The 19,660-nt window shown below is 73.5% G+C and carries 19 protein-coding genes and 2 pseudogenes; 9 read left to right on the top strand and 12 right to left on the bottom strand.

What is annotated here, in order from left to right; translation table 11 throughout:
* Window positions 1–18 precede the first annotated feature (18 nt).
* From ABZX40_RS24665 to ABZX40_RS24655, 3 genes are read left to right on the top strand one after another with little or no spacing between them, the layout of a single operon-like run.
* The gene (locus ABZX40_RS24665; RefSeq protein WP_355732060.1) at window positions 19–1,371 is read left to right on the top strand and encodes a glycosyltransferase family 4 protein; all 1,353 of its coding nucleotides are present in this window, start codon (window positions 19–21) and stop codon (window positions 1,369–1,371) included.
* The gene (locus ABZX40_RS24660) at window positions 1,365–2,099 is read left to right on the top strand and encodes a methyltransferase domain-containing protein (protein ID WP_355732062.1); all 735 of its coding nucleotides are present in this window, start codon (window positions 1,365–1,367) and stop codon (window positions 2,097–2,099) included. Before ABZX40_RS24665 ends, ABZX40_RS24660 begins: the two co-directional genes overlap by 7 nt.
* A complete protein-coding gene (locus ABZX40_RS24655; protein ID WP_355732063.1) occupies window positions 2,096–3,166 on the top strand; it encodes a prenyltransferase in 1,071 nt (356 codons plus the stop codon). The genes ABZX40_RS24660 and ABZX40_RS24655 overlap by 4 nt, the downstream gene beginning before the upstream one ends.
* Window positions 3,167–3,302: 136 nt before the next feature.
* On the opposite strand, the gene ABZX40_RS24650 is transcribed toward ABZX40_RS24655, so the two are convergent.
* The 5 genes from ABZX40_RS24650 to ABZX40_RS24630 form a co-directional block, all read right to left on the bottom strand.
* A complete protein-coding gene (locus ABZX40_RS24650) occupies window positions 3,303–3,596 on the bottom strand; it encodes a hypothetical protein (RefSeq protein ID WP_355732065.1) in 294 nt (97 codons plus the stop codon).
* A 96-nt stretch (window positions 3,597–3,692) separates the two neighbouring features.
* Window positions 3,693–4,466 carry a hypothetical protein gene (locus ABZX40_RS24645; RefSeq protein ID WP_355732067.1) on the bottom strand — a complete coding sequence of 258 codons (774 nt, stop codon included), beginning with the start codon at window positions 4,464–4,466 and terminating at the stop codon, window positions 3,693–3,695.
* A gap of 156 nt (window positions 4,467–4,622) precedes the next feature.
* Entirely contained in the window at window positions 4,623–5,561 is a 939-nt protein-coding gene (locus ABZX40_RS24640; protein ID WP_355732068.1) for an N-acetylmuramoyl-L-alanine amidase, read from the bottom strand.
* Between the two features lie 155 nt (window positions 5,562–5,716).
* Window positions 5,717–6,382: a class I SAM-dependent methyltransferase gene (locus tag ABZX40_RS24635; RefSeq protein ID WP_355732070.1), complete on the bottom strand. Its 666-nt coding sequence runs from the start codon at window positions 6,380–6,382 to the stop codon at window positions 5,717–5,719.
* Between the two features lie 92 nt (window positions 6,383–6,474).
* Window positions 6,475–8,211, bottom strand: coding sequence for an MFS transporter (locus ABZX40_RS24630; protein ID WP_355732072.1), 1,737 nt, complete (start codon window positions 8,209–8,211; stop codon window positions 6,475–6,477).
* Window positions 8,212–8,462: 251 nt separating this feature from the next.
* Here ABZX40_RS24630 and ABZX40_RS24625 point away from each other — a divergent pair, with 251 nt between their 5' ends.
* Window positions 8,463–9,971: a DHA2 family efflux MFS transporter permease subunit gene (locus ABZX40_RS24625; protein WP_355732073.1), complete on the top strand. Its 1,509-nt coding sequence runs from the start codon at window positions 8,463–8,465 to the stop codon at window positions 9,969–9,971.
* A 291-nt stretch (window positions 9,972–10,262) separates the two neighbouring features.
* Here ABZX40_RS24625 and ABZX40_RS24620 read toward each other — a convergent pair whose 3' ends face one another.
* Entirely contained in the window at window positions 10,263–10,895 is a 633-nt protein-coding gene (locus ABZX40_RS24620; protein ID WP_355732140.1) for a response regulator transcription factor, read from the bottom strand.
* Between the two features lie 186 nt (window positions 10,896–11,081).
* Between ABZX40_RS24620 and ABZX40_RS24615 the strand changes: the two are divergent.
* Window positions 11,082–11,210, top strand: a pseudogene (locus tag ABZX40_RS24615) (Zn-dependent alcohol dehydrogenase); the annotation flags it as partial.
* Window positions 11,211–11,257: 47 nt separating this feature from the next.
* Here the strand turns inward: ABZX40_RS24615 and ABZX40_RS24610 are convergent.
* Together ABZX40_RS24610 and ABZX40_RS24605 are read right to left on the bottom strand one after the other, a co-directional pair.
* Window positions 11,258–11,419, bottom strand: a complete 162-nt coding sequence (locus tag ABZX40_RS24610; RefSeq protein WP_355732075.1) for a hypothetical protein — start codon at window positions 11,417–11,419, stop codon at window positions 11,258–11,260.
* A 157-nt stretch (window positions 11,420–11,576) separates the two neighbouring features.
* Window positions 11,577–12,905 (bottom strand): hypothetical protein, encoded by a 1,329-nt coding sequence (locus tag ABZX40_RS24605; protein WP_355732077.1) that lies wholly within the window; start codon window positions 12,903–12,905, stop codon window positions 11,577–11,579.
* A 197-nt stretch (window positions 12,906–13,102) separates the two neighbouring features.
* Here ABZX40_RS24605 and ABZX40_RS24600 point away from each other — a divergent pair, with 197 nt between their 5' ends.
* The 3 genes and pseudogenes from ABZX40_RS24600 to ABZX40_RS24590 form a co-directional block, all read left to right on the top strand.
* On the top strand, window positions 13,103–13,954 hold the full coding sequence (locus ABZX40_RS24600) for a Nif3-like dinuclear metal center hexameric protein (protein WP_355732079.1): 852 nt from the start codon (window positions 13,103–13,105) through the stop codon (window positions 13,952–13,954).
* Window positions 13,951–14,694: a C4-type zinc ribbon domain-containing protein gene (locus tag ABZX40_RS24595; protein ID WP_355732142.1), complete on the top strand. Its 744-nt coding sequence runs from the start codon at window positions 13,951–13,953 to the stop codon at window positions 14,692–14,694. The genes ABZX40_RS24600 and ABZX40_RS24595 overlap by 4 nt, the downstream gene beginning before the upstream one ends.
* A gap of 198 nt (window positions 14,695–14,892) precedes the next feature.
* Window positions 14,893–15,543: pseudogene (locus ABZX40_RS24590) on the top strand (histidine phosphatase family protein); the annotation flags it as partial.
* Between the two features lie 67 nt (window positions 15,544–15,610).
* Here the strand turns inward: ABZX40_RS24590 and eda are convergent.
* The 4 genes from eda to ABZX40_RS24570 form a co-directional block, all read right to left on the bottom strand.
* Window positions 15,611–16,267, bottom strand: coding sequence for a bifunctional 4-hydroxy-2-oxoglutarate aldolase/2-dehydro-3-deoxy-phosphogluconate aldolase (gene eda, locus ABZX40_RS24585; protein WP_355732080.1), 657 nt, complete (start codon window positions 16,265–16,267; stop codon window positions 15,611–15,613).
* A gap of 71 nt (window positions 16,268–16,338) precedes the next feature.
* Window positions 16,339–17,154, bottom strand: a complete 816-nt coding sequence (gene yaaA / locus ABZX40_RS24580; protein WP_355732082.1) for a peroxide stress protein YaaA — start codon at window positions 17,152–17,154, stop codon at window positions 16,339–16,341.
* A gap of 110 nt (window positions 17,155–17,264) precedes the next feature.
* Complete coding sequence (locus ABZX40_RS24575; protein ID WP_355732084.1) at window positions 17,265–17,879, bottom strand: hypothetical protein; 615 nt, start codon at window positions 17,877–17,879, stop codon at window positions 17,265–17,267.
* The gene (locus ABZX40_RS24570; protein ID WP_355732086.1) at window positions 17,876–18,628 is read right to left on the bottom strand and encodes a MerR family transcriptional regulator; all 753 of its coding nucleotides are present in this window, start codon (window positions 18,626–18,628) and stop codon (window positions 17,876–17,878) included. Before ABZX40_RS24570 ends, ABZX40_RS24575 begins: the two co-directional genes overlap by 4 nt.
* Window positions 18,629–18,820: 192 nt before the next feature.
* On the opposite strand from ABZX40_RS24570, the gene ABZX40_RS24565 reads away from it, so the two are divergent.
* Window positions 18,821–19,660 (top strand): AraC family transcriptional regulator, encoded by an 840-nt coding sequence (locus ABZX40_RS24565; RefSeq protein WP_355732088.1) that lies wholly within the window; start codon window positions 18,821–18,823, stop codon window positions 19,658–19,660.

Raw genomic sequence — 19,660 nt, 5'->3', positions numbered from 1 at the left:
GGCAGAAGGGGGCCCGGAGTGACCGCTGAGGCCAGTCGGGAAAGGGCTCATGACGGTCCTGCCGCTGACGGCTCACCACCGCTGCGCATCGCACTCCTCACCTATAAGGGAAACCCGTTCTGCGGCGGCCAGGGCGTCTACGTCCGCCACCTCAGCCGCGAACTCGCCCGCCTCGGCCACCGGGTCGAGGTGATCGGCGCCCAGCCCTACCCGGTGCTCGACCCCGAGGGCGAGCGACTGCGCCTCACCGAACTCCCGAGCCTCGACCTCTACCGCCAGCCCGACCCCTTCCGCACCCCGGGTCGCGGTGAGTACCGGGACTGGATCGACGCCCTCGAAGTCGCCACCATGTGGACCGGCGGCTTCCCCGAACCCCTCACCTTCTCCCTCCGCGCCCGCCGCCAACTCCGGTCCCGGCGAGGTGAGTTCGACGTCGTCCACGACAACCAGACGCTCGGCTACGGACTCCTCGGCGACCTCGGCGCCCCCCTGGTCACCACCGTCCACCACCCCATCACCGTCGACCGGCGGCTCGAACTGGACGCCGCCGCCACCTGGCAGCGCCGCTACTCCGTCCGCCGCTGGTACGCCTTCACCCGGATGCAGAAGCGCGTCGCCCGTCGGCTGCCCGCCGTCCTCACCGTCTCCGGCACCTCCCGCACCGAGATCGCCGACCACCTCGGTGTCCGCCCCGACCGGATCCATGTGGTGCCCATCGGCGCCGACACCCGGCTCTTCTCCCCCGACCCCTCCATCGCCCGCGTCCCCGGCCGGATCGTCACCACCGCCAGCGCCGACGTCCCCCTCAAGGGTCTCGTCTTCCTGGTCGAGGCGCTCGCCAAGGTCCGCACCGAACACCCCGCCGCCCATCTCGTCGTCGTCGGCACCCGCCCCACCGAGGGCCCGGTCGCCCGAGCCCTCACCCGCTACGGGCTCGAAGGGGCCGTCGAGTTCGTCAAGGGCATCTCCGACCCCGCGCTCGTCGACCTGATCCGCTCGGCCACCGTCGCCTGCGTGCCCTCCCTCTACGAGGGGTTCTCGCTGCCCGCCGCCGAGGCCATGGCCACCGGGACGCCGCTGCTCGCCACCACCGGCGGTGCCATCCCCGAGGTCGCCGGACCCGACGGCGAGACCTGCCTCGCCGTACCCCCCGGCGACCCCGGCGCCCTCGCCGCCGGCCTCGGCCGCCTCCTCGGCGACCCGGAACTGCGCGCCCGGCTCGGCACCGCCGGACGCGAGCGGGTGCTGCGCCGCTTCACCTGGGCCCGCGCCGCCGAGGGCACGGTCGCCCACTACCGCGAGGCCATCGCCCGGCACCCGGCGACTCACCCCGCCCCCACCCCCGATCGCGAAAGCAGGGCCACGTGCTGACCGTCGACTTCTCCCGGTTCCCGATCGCCCCCGGCGACCGTGTCCTGGACCTCGGATGCGGTGCCGGACGGCACGCCTTCGAGTGCTACCGGCGCGGCGCCCGGGTCGTCGCGCTGGACCGCAACGGGGAGGAGATCCGCGAGGTCGCCCGCTGGTTCGCCGCGATGCGGGAGGCCGGGGAGGCCCCCGAGGGCGCCACCGCCACCGCGCTGGAGGGCGACGCCCTCGCCCTGCCCTTCCCCGACGGGGCCTTCGACGTCGTCATCATCTCCGAGGTGATGGAGCACATCCCCGACGACAAGGGCGTCCTCGCCGAGATGGTCCGGGTGCTCCGCCCCGGCGGCCGGATCGCCGTCACCGTGCCCCGCTACGGCCCCGAGAAGGTCTGCTGGGCCCTCTCCGACGCCTACCACGAGGTCGAGGGCGGCCACATCCGCATCTACCGCGCCGATGAACTCCTCACCCGCATCCGCGAGTCCGGACTCAAGCCCTACGGCAGCCATCACGCCCACGCCCTGCACAGCCCCTACTGGTGGCTGAAGTGCGCCTTCGGCGTCGACAACGACAAGGCGCTCCCGGTCCGCGCCTACCACAAGCTGCTGGTCTGGGACATCATGAAGAAACCCCTGGCCACCCGGGTCGCCGAGCAGGCCCTCAACCCGCTGATCGGCAAGAGCTTCGTGGCCTACGCGACCAAGCCCCACCTCCCCCCGGCGGACACCCAGTGACCACACCCCGCACCGAGCACCTCGTCCTGCCCGGGGTCCTCACCGCCGGGCAGGCCGCCGCCACCGTCGCCGGACTGCGCGCCGTCCAGCGCGCGGACGGCGCGATCCCCTGGTTCCGCGGCCACCATCTCGACCCCTGGGACCATGTCGAGGCCGCCATGGCCCTCGACGCCGCCGGTGAGCACGAGGCCGCCGAGCGCGCCTACCACTGGCTCGCCGCCCACCAGAACGACGACGGCTCCTGGTACGCCGCCTACGCCGACGGCGACGCCCATCGGGTCACCGACCGGGGCCGCGAGTCCAACTTCGTCGCCTATGTGGCCGTCGGCGTCTGGCACCACTATCTCGCCACCGGCGACGACCCGTTCCTCGACCGGATGTGGCCGGTCGTCCACGCCGCCGTCGAATGGGTCCTACGGCTCCAGCAGCCCGGCGGCCAGATCGGCTGGCGCCGCGAGGACGACGGCACGGCGACGGCGGACGCGCTGCTCACCGGCTCCTCCTCCGTCCACCACGCCCTGCGCTGCGCGCTCGCCATCGCCGAGCAGCGCGAGGAGCCCCAGCCGGACTGGGAACTCGCCGCGGGGATGCTCCGCCATGCGATACGGCGGCATCCGGAACGGTTCCTGGACAAGGGCCGCTACTCCATGGACTGGTACTACCCGGTACTGGGCGGCGCGCTGACCGGCGCGGAGGCGGACGCGCGGATCGCGGAGGGCTGGGAGCGGTTCGTGGTACCAGGGCTGGGGGTGCGGTGCGTGGTGCCGAACCCCTGGGTGACGGGCGGGGAATCGGCCGAGCTGGCGCTCACGCTGTGGGTGACGGGGGAGTCGGACCGGGCGCTGGAGGTGCTGAAGTCCATCCGGCATCTGCGGGAGCCGGAGTCCGGGCTGTACTGGACGGGGTATGTGTTCGAGGACGACGCGGTGTGGCCCCGGGAGCTGACGTCGTGGACGGCGGGGGCGTTGTTGTTGGCGGTGGCGGCGTTGGGGGGAGATGAGGCGACCTGTGCGGTGTTTGGGGGGCGGTGGTTGCCGTGGGGGTTGGATGCGGATTGTTGTGGTTAGTTTCGGCGCCTAGGGGGGTGGGGGTGGGCGGTTGAGGGGCGGGTGCGGCTGAGTGGGGGCTGGTCGCGCAGTTCCCCGCGCCCCTAAAAGCCGTTGGTCGCGCGGCGTTGGAAAGTCTTCGCCTGCTGAAAAGTCCTCAGTGGCGGCTCACCCTGTTGGCTATTGCGTGGCCCACTACCGCGTAGACGATCGCTGCCAGGCCGTAGCCCGCCACCACCCTTGCCCAGGCGGCGTCGAAGGTGAAGAGGTCGTGGGACCAGCCGGCGAGCCAGTTCGCGGCGTCGTGGATGAACTGGACCAGTTCGTTTCCGCGGTTGGCGTCCAGCAGGTACATCAGGATCCAGAGGCCGAGAATGCCGGCCATGATGTCGGCGACCACGGCGATCACCGTGCCCGCACCGCGTGTTCCATTGCGATATCGAGGGGACATGTACGTCGGGTTGCCCCGGTCGGGGAAGCCAAACCCGGCGACGGCCCCCCGCCCGGAAGGGTGGGGGGCCGTCGCCGGTCTGCTGGGTGAGGCGCGTCAGCCGCGCTGGATGCCGCTGGTGTCCTGGAGGACGCCCCGGCGGCCGTCCTGGGTCTGCGCGACCAGGGCCGGGCCGCGCTGCTCGACGGCCAGGTACCAGGTGCCCGGCGCCAGTTCGGCGATCGGGCTCGGCGAACCGTCCTCCGCGAACAGCGGACGGGCCACCGGCACCGCGAACCAGAACGGGGAGAAGTCGGCGGCCGGGGGCGTGGCCGGGGCCTGCCCGCCGAACGGACCCTGCGGCTGCTGCCCGCCGAACGGCGGCGGTTGCTGCTGGGCGCCGGGGTAGCCGTAACCACCCTGCGGCTGACCGCCGTAGGGCTGCGGGGCGGCCGGGCGGGGCGCCGGGACGAGGGCGGCCTTGAGCGCGGGGACCAGCGGCGCGGCGATGGCACCGCCCGCCAGCAGCAGCGCGGCGATCAGACCGAGGATCAGACCGACACCGACGTTCTCCGCGTCCAGCGTCCACCACAGCAGCGACCAGGCGGCGGCGACCGCCAGCCCGGCACCGACCTGACCCAGGTCGAGACCGGCGATCTTGCGGGGCTGCGGGGCGAGCCGGGCCAGCACGACCAGCACCGCACCGGCCACGCCGAGCATGTAGGTGCCGAGACCGAGGCCGAGGCTCAGGCCCCAGGCGTTCGTCTCCAGCGAGTCGCACACGGCGTCGGGGCCGTCGCATCCGGTGACGTCGAGGAGCGACGCGATGAACAGCAGTACCGCTGCTCCGATCACCACGCCGTCGCCTCTAGTGAGGGAGCGGATATTCACTTCAGGTCCTTCGTCAGTCGTCTCTGCATCGGCACTGCTGGAGGCGTCGCTGTCACCATGCCGCCGTAGGGATTCGGTGCGAGCGCGGGGGTGGCCCTCATCGTAGGGACCCTACCCCCACGGAGATCGGGCTGTCCGCCCCGAACGGGGCGTAGATCACGACCCGCGCAGGAAACTCACGATTCCCTCAGAGATCCCTTTCGCGGCCCGCTGCCGCCAGTCGCCGCTGGTGAGCTGTGCGGCGTCCGCGCCGTCGCGCATGTTGCCGCACTCGATGAACACCTTCGCAACCGTTGAGAGATTGAGACCGCCCAGGTCGGTACGGGTGACCAGACCGGTGCCGTCGCCCACGTAGTTGGAGGGCGCGCTGCCGGTCTCCCGGGCGAAGCTGCCCGCGATGCGTTCGCCCAGGTCGCGGGAGGGGGCGAGGATCGGGCGGGTGTCGGCGGCGCCCGCGGTGACACTGCCGGGCAGGATCATGTGGAAGCCGCGGTTGCCGGTGCCGACCCCGTCGGCGTGGATCGAGACGACGGCGTCCGCCTTCGCCTCGTTGCCGATCCGGGCCCGCTCGTCGATGCACGGGCCGAACGGGCGCTCGGCGTCGTGCGTCAGCTTCACCGTCACCCCCTGCACGGTGAGCAGATCGCGCAGCCGGTGCGCCACGTCCAGGGTGAACCGCGCCTCCAGATAACCGTCGTTGGTGGAGGTGCCGGTGGTGTCGCACTCCTTCATCGCCGAACCGATGTCCACCTTGCGGTTGATCTCGGCGGTGTGCTGGAAGTTCCCCGGGTTGTGCCCCGGGTCGATGACGACGACCTTGCCCTTCAGCGCCTCGGCGACGGACCCGGAAGGAGAGGGGGCGGGCTTCTTGTCGTCGGCGGCCGGGGGCTCGGAGGACGCCGGGGGCGCTGCGGCCGGGCGGCTCGCGCTGCTCCCGGCGGCCCCTTCGGCGGAGCCGCCGCTCCCGCCCGCCGTCTCGTACACCAGCCATCCGATCAGCGCCCCCGGCACGAGTGCGGCGAGGGCGACGGTCAGCACGCTTCTGCGCGGACGGCCGGTGGGGGACGGTTCGAGATCCGGGCCTGTGTACGACACGCGTGACACCCTAACCGCCGTCAACCCGGCGACCGGGATTCACCACACGGGCGAACGGGTCATGTCCGTGACCCGGGGGTACGGGCCTTCGGAGGCGGGACCGGTCGGCGTGGGCCGGGCCTTGGACGCCGGAGCGGTCGGCGTGCGCCGGCCCTTCAGACGCCCCGTCCGGTCCGGCGCAGCACCCGCAGCGAGCCCGTCGCCGACACCTCCGTGAAGGCGCCCGACGCCAGCGCGCGCAACAGGACGCGGTAGGGCGCCTGGCCGGTGAACTCGTCCACCGGGTCCGGGAACACATCGTGCAGGACGAGGAGACCGCCGTCCGCGATCCGGGGCGCCCAGCCCTCGTAGTCGGCGTTCGCGTGCGCGTCGGTGTGGCCGCCGTCGACGAAGACCAGGCCGAGGGGGGCGCTCCAGAGCCGGGCGATCGCGGGGGAGCGGCCGACCAGGGCGATCACCCGGTCCTCAAGACCGGCCCGGTGCAGGGTGCGGCGGAACTCCGGCAGGGTGTCCATCACACCCAGCTCCGGATCGACCGTCCCCGGGTCGTGGTAGTCCCAGCCCGGCTGCTGCTCCTCGCTGCCCCGGTGGTGGTCGACGGTCAGCGCGGTGACCCCGCACGCGCGGGCCGCGTCGGCGAGCAGCAGGGTGGAGCGCCCGCAGTAGGTGCCGATCTCCAGCAGCGGCAGCCCGAGCCGGCCCGCCGTCAGCGCCGCCGCGTACAGGGCGAGGCCCTCGTCCAGCGGCATGAACCCCTTCGCCGCCTCGAACGCGGCCAGGATCTCGGGCGTCGGCTTCGGCGTCGGCGCCGGGCTGGTCATGGGGGAGGGTCCTCTCGTCGGGGCAGGCACGGGTGGGGGCCCGGCCCATCGTGCACCACGCCCCCCGCGCACCCCGTACCGGCCCCGTACCCCTACGCGGTCACCGGCTCGCCGTCCGGGAGGGAGAGGTCCAGGGCGATGGCGCGGCGGGCGCCGGGGTGGGTGGCCGAGGAGGCCAGCGGGGCGTGGCCGTGGGCCTGGGCGGCCAGGACATAGGCGCCGCCGGAGGGGACCGTGAGGGCGTAGGAGCCGTCCTCGGCGGAGAGGGTGGCGCCCGCGCGGCGGCCCTGGCGGTCGATCAGGGTGACCCGCGCCCGGGGCACCGGCACCCCGCCGGCGTCCAGCACCCGGCCCCGGAAGCCGCGCAGCATCTCCTCGGCGTGCGCGAGGTTGGCCTCCTCCTCGCTGCTGGCGCGCAGTTGCGAGCCCCGGCTCGGGCGCGGCAGGAACAGGGCCAGGACCAGCCCGGCGGCGACCGCGCCGGTGGCGATCAGGAAGGACAGCCGGAAGCCGTGCATGGAGGGGACGGCGACCCCGCCGACCACATTCGAGGTGTTGGCCAGCACCATGCCGATGACGGCGCTCGACACCGAGGTGCCGATGGAGCGCATCAGGGTGTTCAGACCGTTGGCGGCGCCGGTCTCCTCGGCCGGGACGGCGCCGATGATCAGCGCGGGCAGCGAGGAGTAGGCGAGGCCGATGCCCGCCCCGAGCAGCACCGAGATGACGAGCGACTGCCAGGCGGCGGTCATCAGGCCCAGCCCGGCGCCGTAGCCGGTGCCGATGATCAGCAGACCGATGATGAGGGTGGTGCGGGGGCCGTGCTTCGCCGAGAGCCGGGCGTAGATCGGCGCGGTCAGCATCATCGTCAGCCCGAGCGGGGCGACCAGCAGTCCGGCCATGACCATGGACTGGCCGAGGCCGTAGCCGGTGCTGGTGGGGAGCTGGAGGAGCTGCGGCAGCACCAGGGAGACGACGAAGAAGGAGACGCCGATCATGATCGAGGCGAGGTTGGTGAACAGCACCGCCGGGCGGGCGGTGGTCCGCAGATCCACCAGCGGGGCGGCGAGCCGCAGCTCCATCACACCCCACAGCAGCAGCGTCAGGACCGCGCCCGCGAACAGGCCGAGGGTGAGGCCGGAGGTCCAGCCCCAGTCGCTGCCCTTGGTGATCGGCAGCAGGAACAGCACCAGACCGGCGGACAGCCCGAGCGCGCCGGGCAGATCGAAGGTGCCGGTGGCGCGCACCTTCGACTCCGGTACGAAGACCAGGGTGAGGGCGATGGCGATGACACCGAGCGCGGCGGCGCCGTAGAAGAGGGCGTGCCAGTCGCTGTGCTGGGCGACCAGGGCGGCTGCGGGCAGCGCCAGTCCGCCGCCGACGCCGATCGAGGAACTCATCAGGGCCATCGCCGAGCCGAGCCGCTCACGCGGCAGCATGTCCCGCATCAGCCCGATGCCCAGCGGTATCGCGCCCATGGCGAACCCCTGGAGGGTGCGCCCGGCGATCATCGGCAGCAGGGCGCTGCTGAACGCGCTGACCAGCGCGCCGACGACCATCACGGCCAGACTGACGACGAGCAGCTTGCGCTTGCCGTACAGATCGCCGAGCCGTCCCATGATCGGGGTCGAGACGGCACCGGACAGCAGGGTCGAGGTCAGGACCCAGGTCGCGTTGCCGGGCGAGGTGTCCAGCAACCGGGGCAGATCCTTGATGACCGGCACGAGCAGGGTCTGCATCACCGCGACAACGATGCCCGCGAAGGCGAGCACGGGGACGACGGTCCCCCCGGTGCTCCGGGGGGACCGGTCCTTCGTCGTGAGCAACATTGCGGGGGCCTCCAGGCCGATGTGTGCGGCGATCGGTACGGCGTCCGTGCGGTGATCGTGATCCGTGCGCGTGCGCGGCTATTTACATGTATCCCGAACCCGGTACCCCAGGGCAACTATTCCGTTGCTTCGGCGCACTAAGCATTCTTTAACGTCTCTTGGTGCGTCCGGGGAAGGGGCGGACGTAGGTCGCACGACGGAACGAGGGTCGTACGCATACCCGATGCCAGGAGCGTGGGGCGGTTGAGAGCATGACACCCATGCCCGATGCCCCCACCGACTCCGCCTCTGAATCCGCCTCCGAAGCCTCTTCCGACCTCCCCGCGATATCCGGCGCCCGTCGGAGCGCCGCCCCGCCCCCGACCTGGCTGGTGGTGCTGCTGGTCTGCGCGGGGCAGTTCCTGGTCGTCCTCGATGTGTCCGTGGTCAATGTGGCCCTCCCCTCGATGCGCGCCGACCTGGGACTGAGCGGCCCGGGACTCCAGTGGGTGGTCAACGCCTACGCCATCGCCTTCGCCGGATTCATGCTGCTGGGCGGCCGGGCCGCCGACCTGTACGGGCGCAAGCGGATGTTCCTGGTCGGCCTCGCCGTGTTCACCCTGGCCTCGCTGGCCGGCGGACTGGCGCAGGACGGCTGGCAGTTGCTGGTCGCACGCGCGGCGCAGGGTCTCGGGGCCGCCGTTCTCGCGCCCTCAACTCTGACCATCCTCACCGCCACCGTGCCCGAGGGCGCCGCCCGTGCGCGGGCGGTGGCCACCTGGACGGCGGTCGGCGCGGGCGGCGGCGCGGCGGGCGGTCTGGTCGGCGGCGTCCTGGTCGACGGGCTGTCCTGGCGCTGGGTGCTGCTGATCAACGTCCCCGTCGGCGCGGTGCTCCTCGCCCTCGCGCTGCGCCGCCTCCCGGAGAGCCGGGCCGGAGGCGGACGCCGGCTCGATCTGCCGGGCGCGGTCCTGGTCACCGCCGGGCTCGCCACCCTCGCCTTCGGGATCGTGCAGACCGAGTCGCACGGCTGGACGGCTCCGGCGTCGGTGGTCCCGCTGCTCGCCGGGGCGCTGCTGATCGGCGCGTTCGTGGCGGTCGAGGCGCGGACCCGGGCGCCGCTGATGCCGCTGGCGCTGTTCCGGGTGCGGTCGGTTTCGTCGGCGAACGCGGCGATGCTGATCGCCGGTTCCGCCACGTTCTGCATGTGGTTCTTCATGACCCTGTACGCCCAGAACGTGCTGGGCTACACCCCGCTGGAGGCCGGACTGGCCCAGGCGCCCACCTCCCTCGCCGTGGTCATCGGCTCCAAGGCCGCGCCGAGCGTGATGCGGACGCTGGGCGCCCGGTGGGTGGCGGTGGGTGGTGTGCTGATCGCGGCGGCCGGATTCGGCTGGCAGTCGGCCATGACGGCGGACGGCGGCTATGTCACCGCGATCCTGCTGCCCGGCCTGCTGATGATGTTCGGCGCGGGCCTGGCCACCACGCCGCTCGCCGCGCTGGCCACGTCCGGCACCGCGCCGGAGGAGGCCGGGCTGGTCTCCGGCCTGGTCAACACCTCCCGCACGATGGGCGGCTCGCTCGGCCTCGCCGTGATGTCCACCCTCGCCGCGACCCACACCGCCGCCTCCACGGCCCCGGAACCGGTGGCCCTGACGGAGGGGTACGCGCTGGTGTTCCGGGTGAGCGCGGGGGTGCTGGTGGTGGGGGCGGCGATGATGGCGGTGTGGCTACCGGGGTCTTCGGGGGGTGGGGGGCGTTTGTGGGGGCGACGGGGGTGACGGGTGTGATGGGGGTGGTGGGGGTGATGGGTTTGATGGGGGTGACGGTGTTGACCGGGTCGGTTGGTTCGGCCGGGTTGATCGGGTCGGTTGGGCTGATCGGGTCGGCTGGGCTGACGGTGTTGACCGGGTCGGTTGGGTCGGCCGGGTCGATCGGGTCGGTTGGGCTGATCGGGTCGGCTGGGCTGACCGGGGGTGACCGGCCCGAGCGGCCCGAGCGCGCGGAGGAAGTCCACGGAGGAAGCGCACGGAGGTAGCGCAAGAAAGAAGCGCGGGCGTCGACAACCGCCCCTACACCCACCCCTGCCGACGCGCCGCCCGGAGGGCCTCCGCGCCGCTGCGGGTCGCCGTCTTGCCCATCGCCGACGCGAGATCGTCGCGGACGGCCGACTCCGGCAGCCGCAGCCGGGCCGCCACATCCGCGACCGTAGCCCCGTCCGCCATCGCCCCGAGGACCTCGCGCTCCCGCTCGGTCAGTGGATCGGGCCCGGCGTCGAGCTCCGCCGCCGCGAACGCGGGATCGATCACCGTCTCGCCGGTCAGCACCCGGCGGATCGCCTGGGCCAACTCCTCCACCGGACCGTCCTTCACCAGGAAACCGGCGGCTCCGGCAGCCATCGCCCGGCGCAGATACCCGGGCCGCCCGAACGTCGTCAGGATCAGCACCCGGCAGTCCGGCACCTGTGTCCGCAGCTCCGCCGCCGCGTCCAGGCCGCTGACGCCGGGCAACTCGATGTCGAGCAGCGCCACATCGGGCCGGTGCAGCAGCGCCGCGTCCACGACCGCGTCCCCCGCCGTCACCTGGGCGACCACCTGCATGTCCCGCTCCATCCCGAGGAGCAGGGCGAGAGCGCCGCGCGGCATGGTCCGGTCCTCGGCGAGGAGCACCCGGACGGACTTCGCGGGCCGGTACTCACGGGGCATCTCGTTCACGGGCCAAGCGTAGGACCGCCGGGCGGGTGAGGGACGGTTCCGGCTCCCCGGCGTGAGCACGCAGCCCCCCGTTCCGGTTCCCGCCGTGCCCCCTGTGAGGAGCGAACGGAACGCACCCCCGGACGGCCGCCGCCCTGGTGCTGCGCACCGAGGCGTCCGACGCCGACGGCCCGCCACGCCCTGCGGCGGGCGGGCCGGGTCGATCTGCCCGGACCGATCACCCACCGCGTGCCGCTCGTCTGCGTCAGCGAGGCACCCGACCAGGTGCGCACCGGCACAGCGCTGCGCACCTGCGTCGAGATCTGATGCCGTCAGGGAGTTCGGGCAGTTGGATATGACCTGCGGTCAGACCCTCAGGCAGCCGTACCCTTCGGCCGGTGCTCCGGCTTGCGGTGGCGGCCACTGGGGGCCGACTCGGCGTCCTGGGAGGCGACCTGACCCCGGTGCCGACCGTGCCCGGCGGCCTCCTCGGCGGCGTCGGCGGACAGCGGCTCGGACATGCTGGCGTCGCTCATCGGAAGAATTCACCCCGTCAAATATGATCGTTCAAACAGCCCGGCGAGTTTAACCGCCGCCCCATATCCCGGATCCAGGCGCCCCCGCAACCGCAGTCACTTCGTTACCACCCCTTCACCACCTTGAGGTTTCGCAACGGGTTACTGGTCGGTTACGTCACACTGCGGAATCTTTACGGCCGTTGAGGGGTTGAGAGACGGTCCTCGCGAGCGGTGCCTGTTGCAGGGGCACCGGCCGCAGCACGGCGGCGACGGCTCCCTCGGTCTCCTCCGCCCTCTCTGTTTCGTTCGTCTCCTTCGTCTCCTTCGTTTCCTTCGATTTCTCGGCTTCCTCCGCCTCCTCCGCTTCTCGCGCGGTCCGGGGCGGACAGCCCCCCGTCACCGGCCCCCACTCCGCCTCCCACCCCCGCACCCCGCACGGCAGCGCCTCCGTCGCGCACGGCAGCCGCAGTACGCCCTCCCGCGTCCACAGCCCCGACCCGGTCAGCCAGCCCTCCGGCGCCGGGAGCTGGCGCAGCCGCCGGTCCGCCGGACGCCACACCCCCACCCAGGCCCCGCCAACCGGCCCCCCGGGACCCCATTCGCCCCCCGGACCCGGACCTCCCTCACCCCCCGCCCGCTCGATCCGCAGCGCCACCCCGCAGCTCTCCGGCGTCAGCGTCTGACCCGGCTGGATCGCGAACGGCGTCACCGCGCACCCCGCCACCCGCAGGCTCTCCGGGAACCGCACCGGCAGGGTCGAGCCGAGCACCCCCCAGCCCAGCCGCCCGGTGCCGGGGGAGGGGGCGTCGGAGCGGATCAGCAGCAGTCCGCTGTCCGGGTCGGCGAGCAGGAGCCGGTCGTCGCTGTCCGCCGCGATCTGGAGCAGCGGGGAGACCTCACCGCCCCGCCCCAGGTCCACCACGACCGCCTTGGTCCGCCCGGACTCCGGGTCGGTACGGTCCAGCGCCAGCATCCGTCCGGCGCCGTCCAGCCAGACCCCGCCCGTGCACCGCCCGGGGACATGGGCGACATGCTCGGGGCCGAACGCCCCGCCCGCCACCAGCCACACCGTGCTGGAAGCCGGGCCCTCGGCGAGGGCGTAGGCGTGGGCGCCGCCCGGGGCCGGGGGCAGCAGCCGCAGCCGGGCGCCGGGCGGGCACTGCACCGCGCCCAGCGGGAGTTCACCGGTGCCGGGCCCGGTCGGATAGAGCAGCGAGAAGAAGTGCCGGCCGTCGGCGGGACGGCAGATCAGCACCCGGCCGTCGCCCATCGGCTGCACCTCGGTACCGGGCTCCTCGGGCTGGTTGCCGGGCAGCGGCACGGCGTACGGCTCGGGCCCGTCCAGGGTCCAGCGCTCCGGGAACCAGGAGTCGCCGCTGCCGCCGTCCCCGCGCGGGACGGTGAGCCGGGCCGCGTAGGCGCCGTCCGCCGTGAGCACACAGCCCGGCCGGGGCGCGGGGTCGTTCTGGTCCGCCGCGGCGGGCTCGATCGAACAGGCCGTCATCGTTCGGTCACCTCCGGTCACTTCCGGCGACGAAGCTAGTTTCGTACGCACGGCCGGGGGACCGCAGGGCCACCGCTTCACACATAAGGGTGGCCGTGCGGCGGTTCGTCCGGGGAGACGGCGACCCGTGTGCTCGGTACGGATCGGGCCCTGCGGGACCGGGTCCGGGTGCGGGAAGCGCCAGGTAGCCTTGGCGCGTGCCCCGTCTGTCAGAAGTCATCGCCGCGCTGGAGAACCTGTGGCCCGCCGAGCGTGCCGAGTCCTGGGACGCGGTGGGCACGGTCGTGGGCGACCCCGGCCAGGAGGTCTCCCGGGTCCTGTTCGCCGTCGACCCGGTCCAGGAGATCGTCGACGAGGCGGTGAAGCTGGACGCCGATCTGCTGGTCACCCACCACCCGCTCTATCTGCGGGGGACGACGACGGTCGCCGCGAGCCACTTCAAGGGCCGGGCCGTGCACACCCTGATCAAGCACGACATCGCCCTGCACGTCGCCCACACCAACGCCGACAGCGCCGACCCCGGGGTCTCCGACGCCCTCGCCGGCGCGCTGGACCTCAGGGTCGTGGGCCCGCTGGTGCCGGACCCCTCCGACCCGGGCGGTCGCCGCGGCCTCGGCCGGATCTGCGCGCTGGACCATCCGCTCACCGTCGCCGAGTTCGCCGCCCGTGCCGCCGAGCGGCTGCCCGCCACCGCGCAGGGCATCCGGGTGGCCGGCGACCCCGGCGCCGTGCTCCGCACGGTCGCGGTCAGCGGCGGCTCCGGCGACAGCCTCTTCGGCCGGGTGCGCGCCGCCGGGGTGGACGCCTTCCTCACCGCCGATCTGCGCCACCACCCGGCGTCCGAGGCGCGCGCCGAGACACCGCTCGCCCTGTTCGACGCGGCGCACTGGGCCACCGAGTGGCCCTGGTGCGAGCTGGCCGCCGCCCAGCTCGACGAGATCTCCGACCGGCACGGCTGGGATCTGCGCGTCCATGTCTCGCGCACGGTCACCGACCCCTGGGTCACCCACGTCCCCTCCGCCCCTTCTTCTTCAGGAGCCCCCAACTGAACGCCGCGCTCGCCGACCAGATCCGACTCCTCGACGTCCAGGACCTCGACGTCCGTCTCCAGCAGCTCGCCCACAAGCGGAAGTCCCTTCCCGAGCACGCCGAGATCGAGTCGCTGACCAAGGACCACACCCAGCTGCGCGATCTGCTGGTCGCCGCGCAGACCGAGGAGAGCGACTGCGCCCGCGAGCAGACCAAGGCGGAGCAGGACGTCGACCAGGTCCGGCAGCGCGCCGCGCGCGACCAGCAGCGCCTGGACTCCGGCGCGGTCACCTCCCCCAAGGACCTGGAGAACCTCCAGCGCGAGATCACCTCCCTCGCCAAGCGCCAGGGCGATCTGGAGGATGTGGTGCTGGAGGTCATGGAGCGCCGGGAGTCCGCGCAGGAGCGGGTCACCGAACTGACCGAGCGGACCGGCGCGGTGCAGGGCCGCATCGACGACGCCACGGCCCGCCGCGACGCCGCGTTCGAGACCCTGGACGGCGAGGCGGCCACGGCCTCGAAGGAGCGCGAGGTCATCGCCGCGACGATCCCCGCGGACCTCCTCAAGCTCTACGACAAGCTGCGCGGCCAGCAGGGCGGCATCGGCGCGGCCAAGCTCTACCAGCGCACCTGCCAGGGCTGCCGCCAGGAACTGGCGATCACCGACATCAACGCGATCCGCTCCGCGGCCCCCGACACGGTGGTCCGCTGCGAGAACTGCCGCCGCATCCTGGTACGCACCGCCGAGTCGGGCCTGTAGGGGAGGCGGGGCGCGACCGTGGGGGACTCGACCGAAGGGGCAGCGATTCAGCGGCGGCGTGCACCGAACACGCCGCCCACCCCCGACGTCGCCGAGCAGGGGCGCGGGGAACTGCGCGACCAGCCCCCACCGACCGCCACCGTCACCACCACCGCCGCCACCACCACGCAACCCCCCGGAGGGGGTTGGCGCGCCCCCGACCTGGGCAAACCCACCACCTTCGTCCTCCTCCGCCACGGCGAAACCCCCCTCACCCCCCAGAAACGCTTCTCCGGCAGCGGCGGCACCGACCCCTCCCTCTCCCCCACCGGCCACGACCAGGCGGCCCGAGCCGCCACCACCCTCGCGACCACCCGCGGAGCGATCGACGCGATCGGCGAGATCGACGCGATCATCGCCTCCCCCCTCACCCGCACCCGCGAGACCGCCGCCGCCGTGGCCACCCGCCTCCACCTGGACGTCACCATCGAGGAGGGCCTGCGCGAGACGGACTTCGGCGCCTGGGAGGGACTCACCTTCGCCGAGGTCCAGCAGCGCCACCCCGACGACCTCACCGTCTGGCTGGCCGACCCGGAGGCCACCCCCACCGGCGGCGGCGAGAGCTTCGCGGCCACCGCGACCCGCGTCACCGCCGCCCGCGAGAAACTGCTCGCGGCGTACGCGGGCCGCACGGTCCTGCTGGTCACGCACGTGACCCCGATCAAGACCCTGGTCCGGCTCGCACTCGGCGCCCCACCGGAGTCGATGTTCCGGATGGAACTGTCGGCCGCGTCCCTCTCGGTCGTCGCCCACTACTCCGACGGCAACTCGGGCCTACGGCTCTTCAACGACACCTCACACCTGCGCTGACCGCGACACCGCCACCGCTACCGCGACTGGGCCCCCTACCGCTACCGCGACAGGGCCCGAGACACAGCTACCGCGACCGCGACCGCGCCCCGCGCAGCCCGGCCGCTTCCCGAGCCAGCCCCGTGATCCGCCCCCAGTCCCCGCCCGCCACCGCGTCCTTGGGCAGCATCCAGCTCCCGCCCACGCAGGCCACATTGGGCAGCGCCAGATAACCGGGCGCGCTGTCCGCCCCGATCCCACCGGTCGGGCAGAACCGGGCCTGCGGCAGCGGCCCGTACAGCGACTTCAGATACGCCGTCCCGCCCGCCGCCTGCGCGGGGAAGAACTTCAGCTCACTCACCCCGCGCTCCAGCAGCGCCACCACCTCGGACGTGGTCGACACCCCCGGCAGGAACGGCACCCCGGAGCCCCGCATCGACTCGACCAGGGCGTCCGTCCACCCCGGGCTCACCAGAAAGCGCGCCCCGGCCGCGACCGCGTCCGTGACCTGGCCGGGGTTGATGAGGGTCCCGGCCCCGACCACCGCGTCCGGCACCTCCGCGGCGATCGCCCGGATCGCGTCCAGCGCCCCCGGCGTCCGCAGGGTCACCTCGATCGCGGGCAGCCCCCCGGCGACCAGGGCACGGGCGAGCGGCACGGCGTCGGCGGGGTCGTCCACGACGACCACGGGGATGACGGGGGCGAGATCCAGCACGGAGGCGTCGGAGGAGACCATGGACGTCATCCTGCCGGTCGAGTGCACCCTACGCAAAGCCCATTGCGCTCTCTGCAACAAGCAGGCGGGCGGCATACCCATCAATGCACCTCGTTCACCAGCACATCCACCGCCCACCCCTGGCCCCCCGCCCCCGCCCCCGTCCCCGTCCCCGTCCCCGTCCCCGGAGCCTGTGCCTCCACCACATACCCCAGATCCCGCAACGCCTCCACCAGCTCCGCCGGCCGCCGCGGCGCCACCCCGGCCACCAGCAGACTCCGTACGATCCGCCCCTTGGTCGCCTTGTTGAAGTGGCTGACGACCTTCCGGGTCGGCGCGTGCAGCACCCGTACCGTCGCCGTACGGCCCGCGACCGCGCCCCCCGGCTTCCACGCCGCCGCGTACGCGGCCGACCGCAGATCCAGCACCAGCCCGTCCCCGGCGACCTCCGGCAGCACCTCGGCCATCGGTACCCGCCAGTGCCCGGCCAGCGCCCCGAGCCCCGGCAGCCGGACCCCCATCGAGCAGCGGTAGGACGGGATCCGGTCGGTGACCCGGACCGCGCCCCACAGCCCCGAGAACACCAGTAGCGAACGCGCCGCGCGCCGCTTGGCCGCGGTCTCCAGCGAGGCCAGGTCCAGGGCGTCGTACAGCACACCCGTGTAGATGTCCCCGGCCGGACGGGTGCCCGCCGTGCGCAGCTCGGTGTTCTTGGCGATCTCATCGCGCAGCCCCGCGCTCAGCCCGAGCACCTCGGCGGCCTTGTCCTCGTCGCCCGCGCACAGCTCCACCAGCTCCGACAGCACGGCCTCCCGGGCGGACGCGAGCCCCGGCAACGAGAGCGCCTGGGGCTTGAGCGGGGCACCACGGCCGGAGGAGGCGGCCTTGCCCTCGGACGGCGGCAGCAGGACGAGCACGGTGATGTCTCCTTCGTTCCGTTCCGTTCCGGCCCCGCCCGCGACGGAGCCCCGCGTCAGCGTACGGCGGCCCACGACCGGGGCCGCACCACCGGGGCCCGCCACCCCCCTCACGCCCGCGCCACGGCCTCGTTCAGTGCCCGTACGAATCCGGCGGGGTCGTCGGCGTTGACCCGGACGGTCCGCACCGGCCGGGTCCGGCCGAGAAGGGCGGTGTGGGCGACCGGCCCGTTCAGCTCCAGCGTGACGGACGTCTGCCCGGCGACCTCGACATTCAGCTCGCCCTCCGCCTTGGTGTGGGTCAGCAGCAGCTCGCGCCGCACCCCGGCGATCCGCTCCAGCGGAATCCGCAGATCGACATGGCCGGCGTACCGGATCCGCACGGCGTCGGGCTCCAGCACATGCGGCCGGACCACCGCCGCGGCATACAGCCCGACCACGAAGAACACCGTGTAGACATCCAGCACCAGCACCACCAGATGCATCACCGGCCACGGTGTGAGCAGCACGGACATCACGATCGTCTCGACCACGCACACGAACCCGAAGCCGAACATCACCGGCCCGAACCCCCGCGCCGACGGGAACAGCTCCCCGAGCGCCCCGCCCTGCCGCCGCCGCGCGATCCACAGCACCAGACAGCCCAGCAGCCGCGCCTCGTGCCGGACCAGCCGCCCACCGACCGACACCGCGCCCCGCAGCAGCATCCGCGCCCCTCCCCTCATGCCCCCTCCACCGCATAGCGCATGGCCAGCCGGATCGCCGCCGCCTGGCCGGGCGGGAAGTCCGAGAAGAAGGCCCGCAGAAAGCCGTGCTCCGACTCGGACGGCAGCCCCGCGTCCGGGATCAGCCCCGGCGGCAGACAGTCGGCGAGGGCGCGGGCGGCCTCCTCGATCCGGGGATCGTCCGGACCGGCGTCGGCGAGCGCGTCGAGCAGGGCGTAGGCGCGGGTGACCCGGGCGACCGCCTCCGGCCGGGCGAACGCGGTGGTCAGCGCGGCATGGATCCGCCGCCGGTCCTCGGGCCCGGCCGTGCTCTCCAGCAGCGTGAAGATCTCCCGGTCCCGGGCGGCCATGGGGGAGTCGGGCACCTGCGCCATCCCGGCGAACAGCTCGGCCAGCTCCGGGGAGACCGGCCCGTCGGCGGACAGCTCCCCGTTCTCCAGCAGCGCGCGCAGCCGGGCCCGCCGCTCCCGCAGCGCCGCCTCCTGCCGGGCGAGGTCGGCGTCCAGTTCCTCCAGCACCTCGGCCAGGTCCCGCCCGGCGTCGTCCGCGAGCACGTCCCGCACCTCGGCGAGCCCGAGCCCCAGCTCGGTCAGCCGTCTGATCCGGGCCAGCACGACGGCATGGCGCAGGGAGTAGCTCCGGTAGCCGTTCGCCAGCCGCTCGGGCTCGGGCAGCAGGCCGAGGTGGTGGTAGTGCCGGACGGTCCGGGTGGTGACCCCGACGGCCGCGGCGAGTTCTCCGATCCGCATGACCCCAGTACAGACGTTGACGCCACGGCAAGGTCAAGCGGACGGAGCCGGGGGACAGGGGCGGACCCGGGGACGGCAGGAGGACGAGCCCGACCGGCGGGGCGGCTCGGGCTCGCGGGCGGCGGCCCCGGGAGCGGCAGGAAGATGAAGGGAGAAAAGCACGGAGACGGAGACGGACATGGGGGACCGCGGATGGAACAGGCACGCTGGGCCAGAGCGAGACTCGGCCACGGAGGACCGGCGCTGCATCTGCTGACGGCGTCCTTCGACCGCCATGTGTACGCCCCGCACACCCACGAGGAGTACACGATCGGCGTGACCGTCGGCGGGCGGGAGATCATCGACTACCGCGGCGGCCGGGTCGTCTCCGGCCCCGGCTCGATCGTCGTGCTGGCCCCCGGCGAGACCCACACCGGCCGCCCGGCGGACGACTGCGCCGGATACGCCTACCGGGCCCTCTACGCACCCCCCGCCCTGCTCACCGAGGGCGTGCTCGGCGAGGCCGCCCTCCCCGACTTCGGCTGCGCGGTCCTGGACGACGACCCCGAACTCTCCCGCGCGCTGCGCCTGGCCCACACCGACCTCGCCACCTGCCCCGACCCGCTGGAGACCGAGTCACGCCTGCCCTGGCTGCTGACGGCCCTCACCCACCGCCACTCCACCGCGCGCCCCCAGCCGCCCCGGATCCCCGGCGCCGCCGCGGTGGCCGCCGCCGTCCGAGACCGCCTCGCTGACGACCTCCTCTCGCCGCCCTCTCTGGCCGCCCTGGCGGCGGACCTGGACATGTCCCGCTACCAACTCCTCCGGGCCTTCCGCACGGCGATGGGACTGCCCCCGTACGCGTGGCTGGCCCAGTACCGGGTGGGCCGGGCGCGGGTGCTGCTGGAGCGCGGGCTGCGCCCGGCGGAGGTGGCCGGGCTGGTCGGCTTCGCGGACCAGGCGCATCTGACGCGCTGGTTCCGGCGGGTGCTCGGGGTGACCCCGGCGGCGTACCGCAACAGCGTTCAAGACACCGTTCGATCCGCCCCCTGA

This window comes from Streptomyces sp. NPDC004610 (assembly GCF_040609715.1).
Classification (GTDB): Bacteria; Actinomycetota; Actinomycetes; order Streptomycetales; family Streptomycetaceae; genus Streptomyces.
This window is presented reverse-complemented; position numbering and strand designations above follow the sequence as displayed.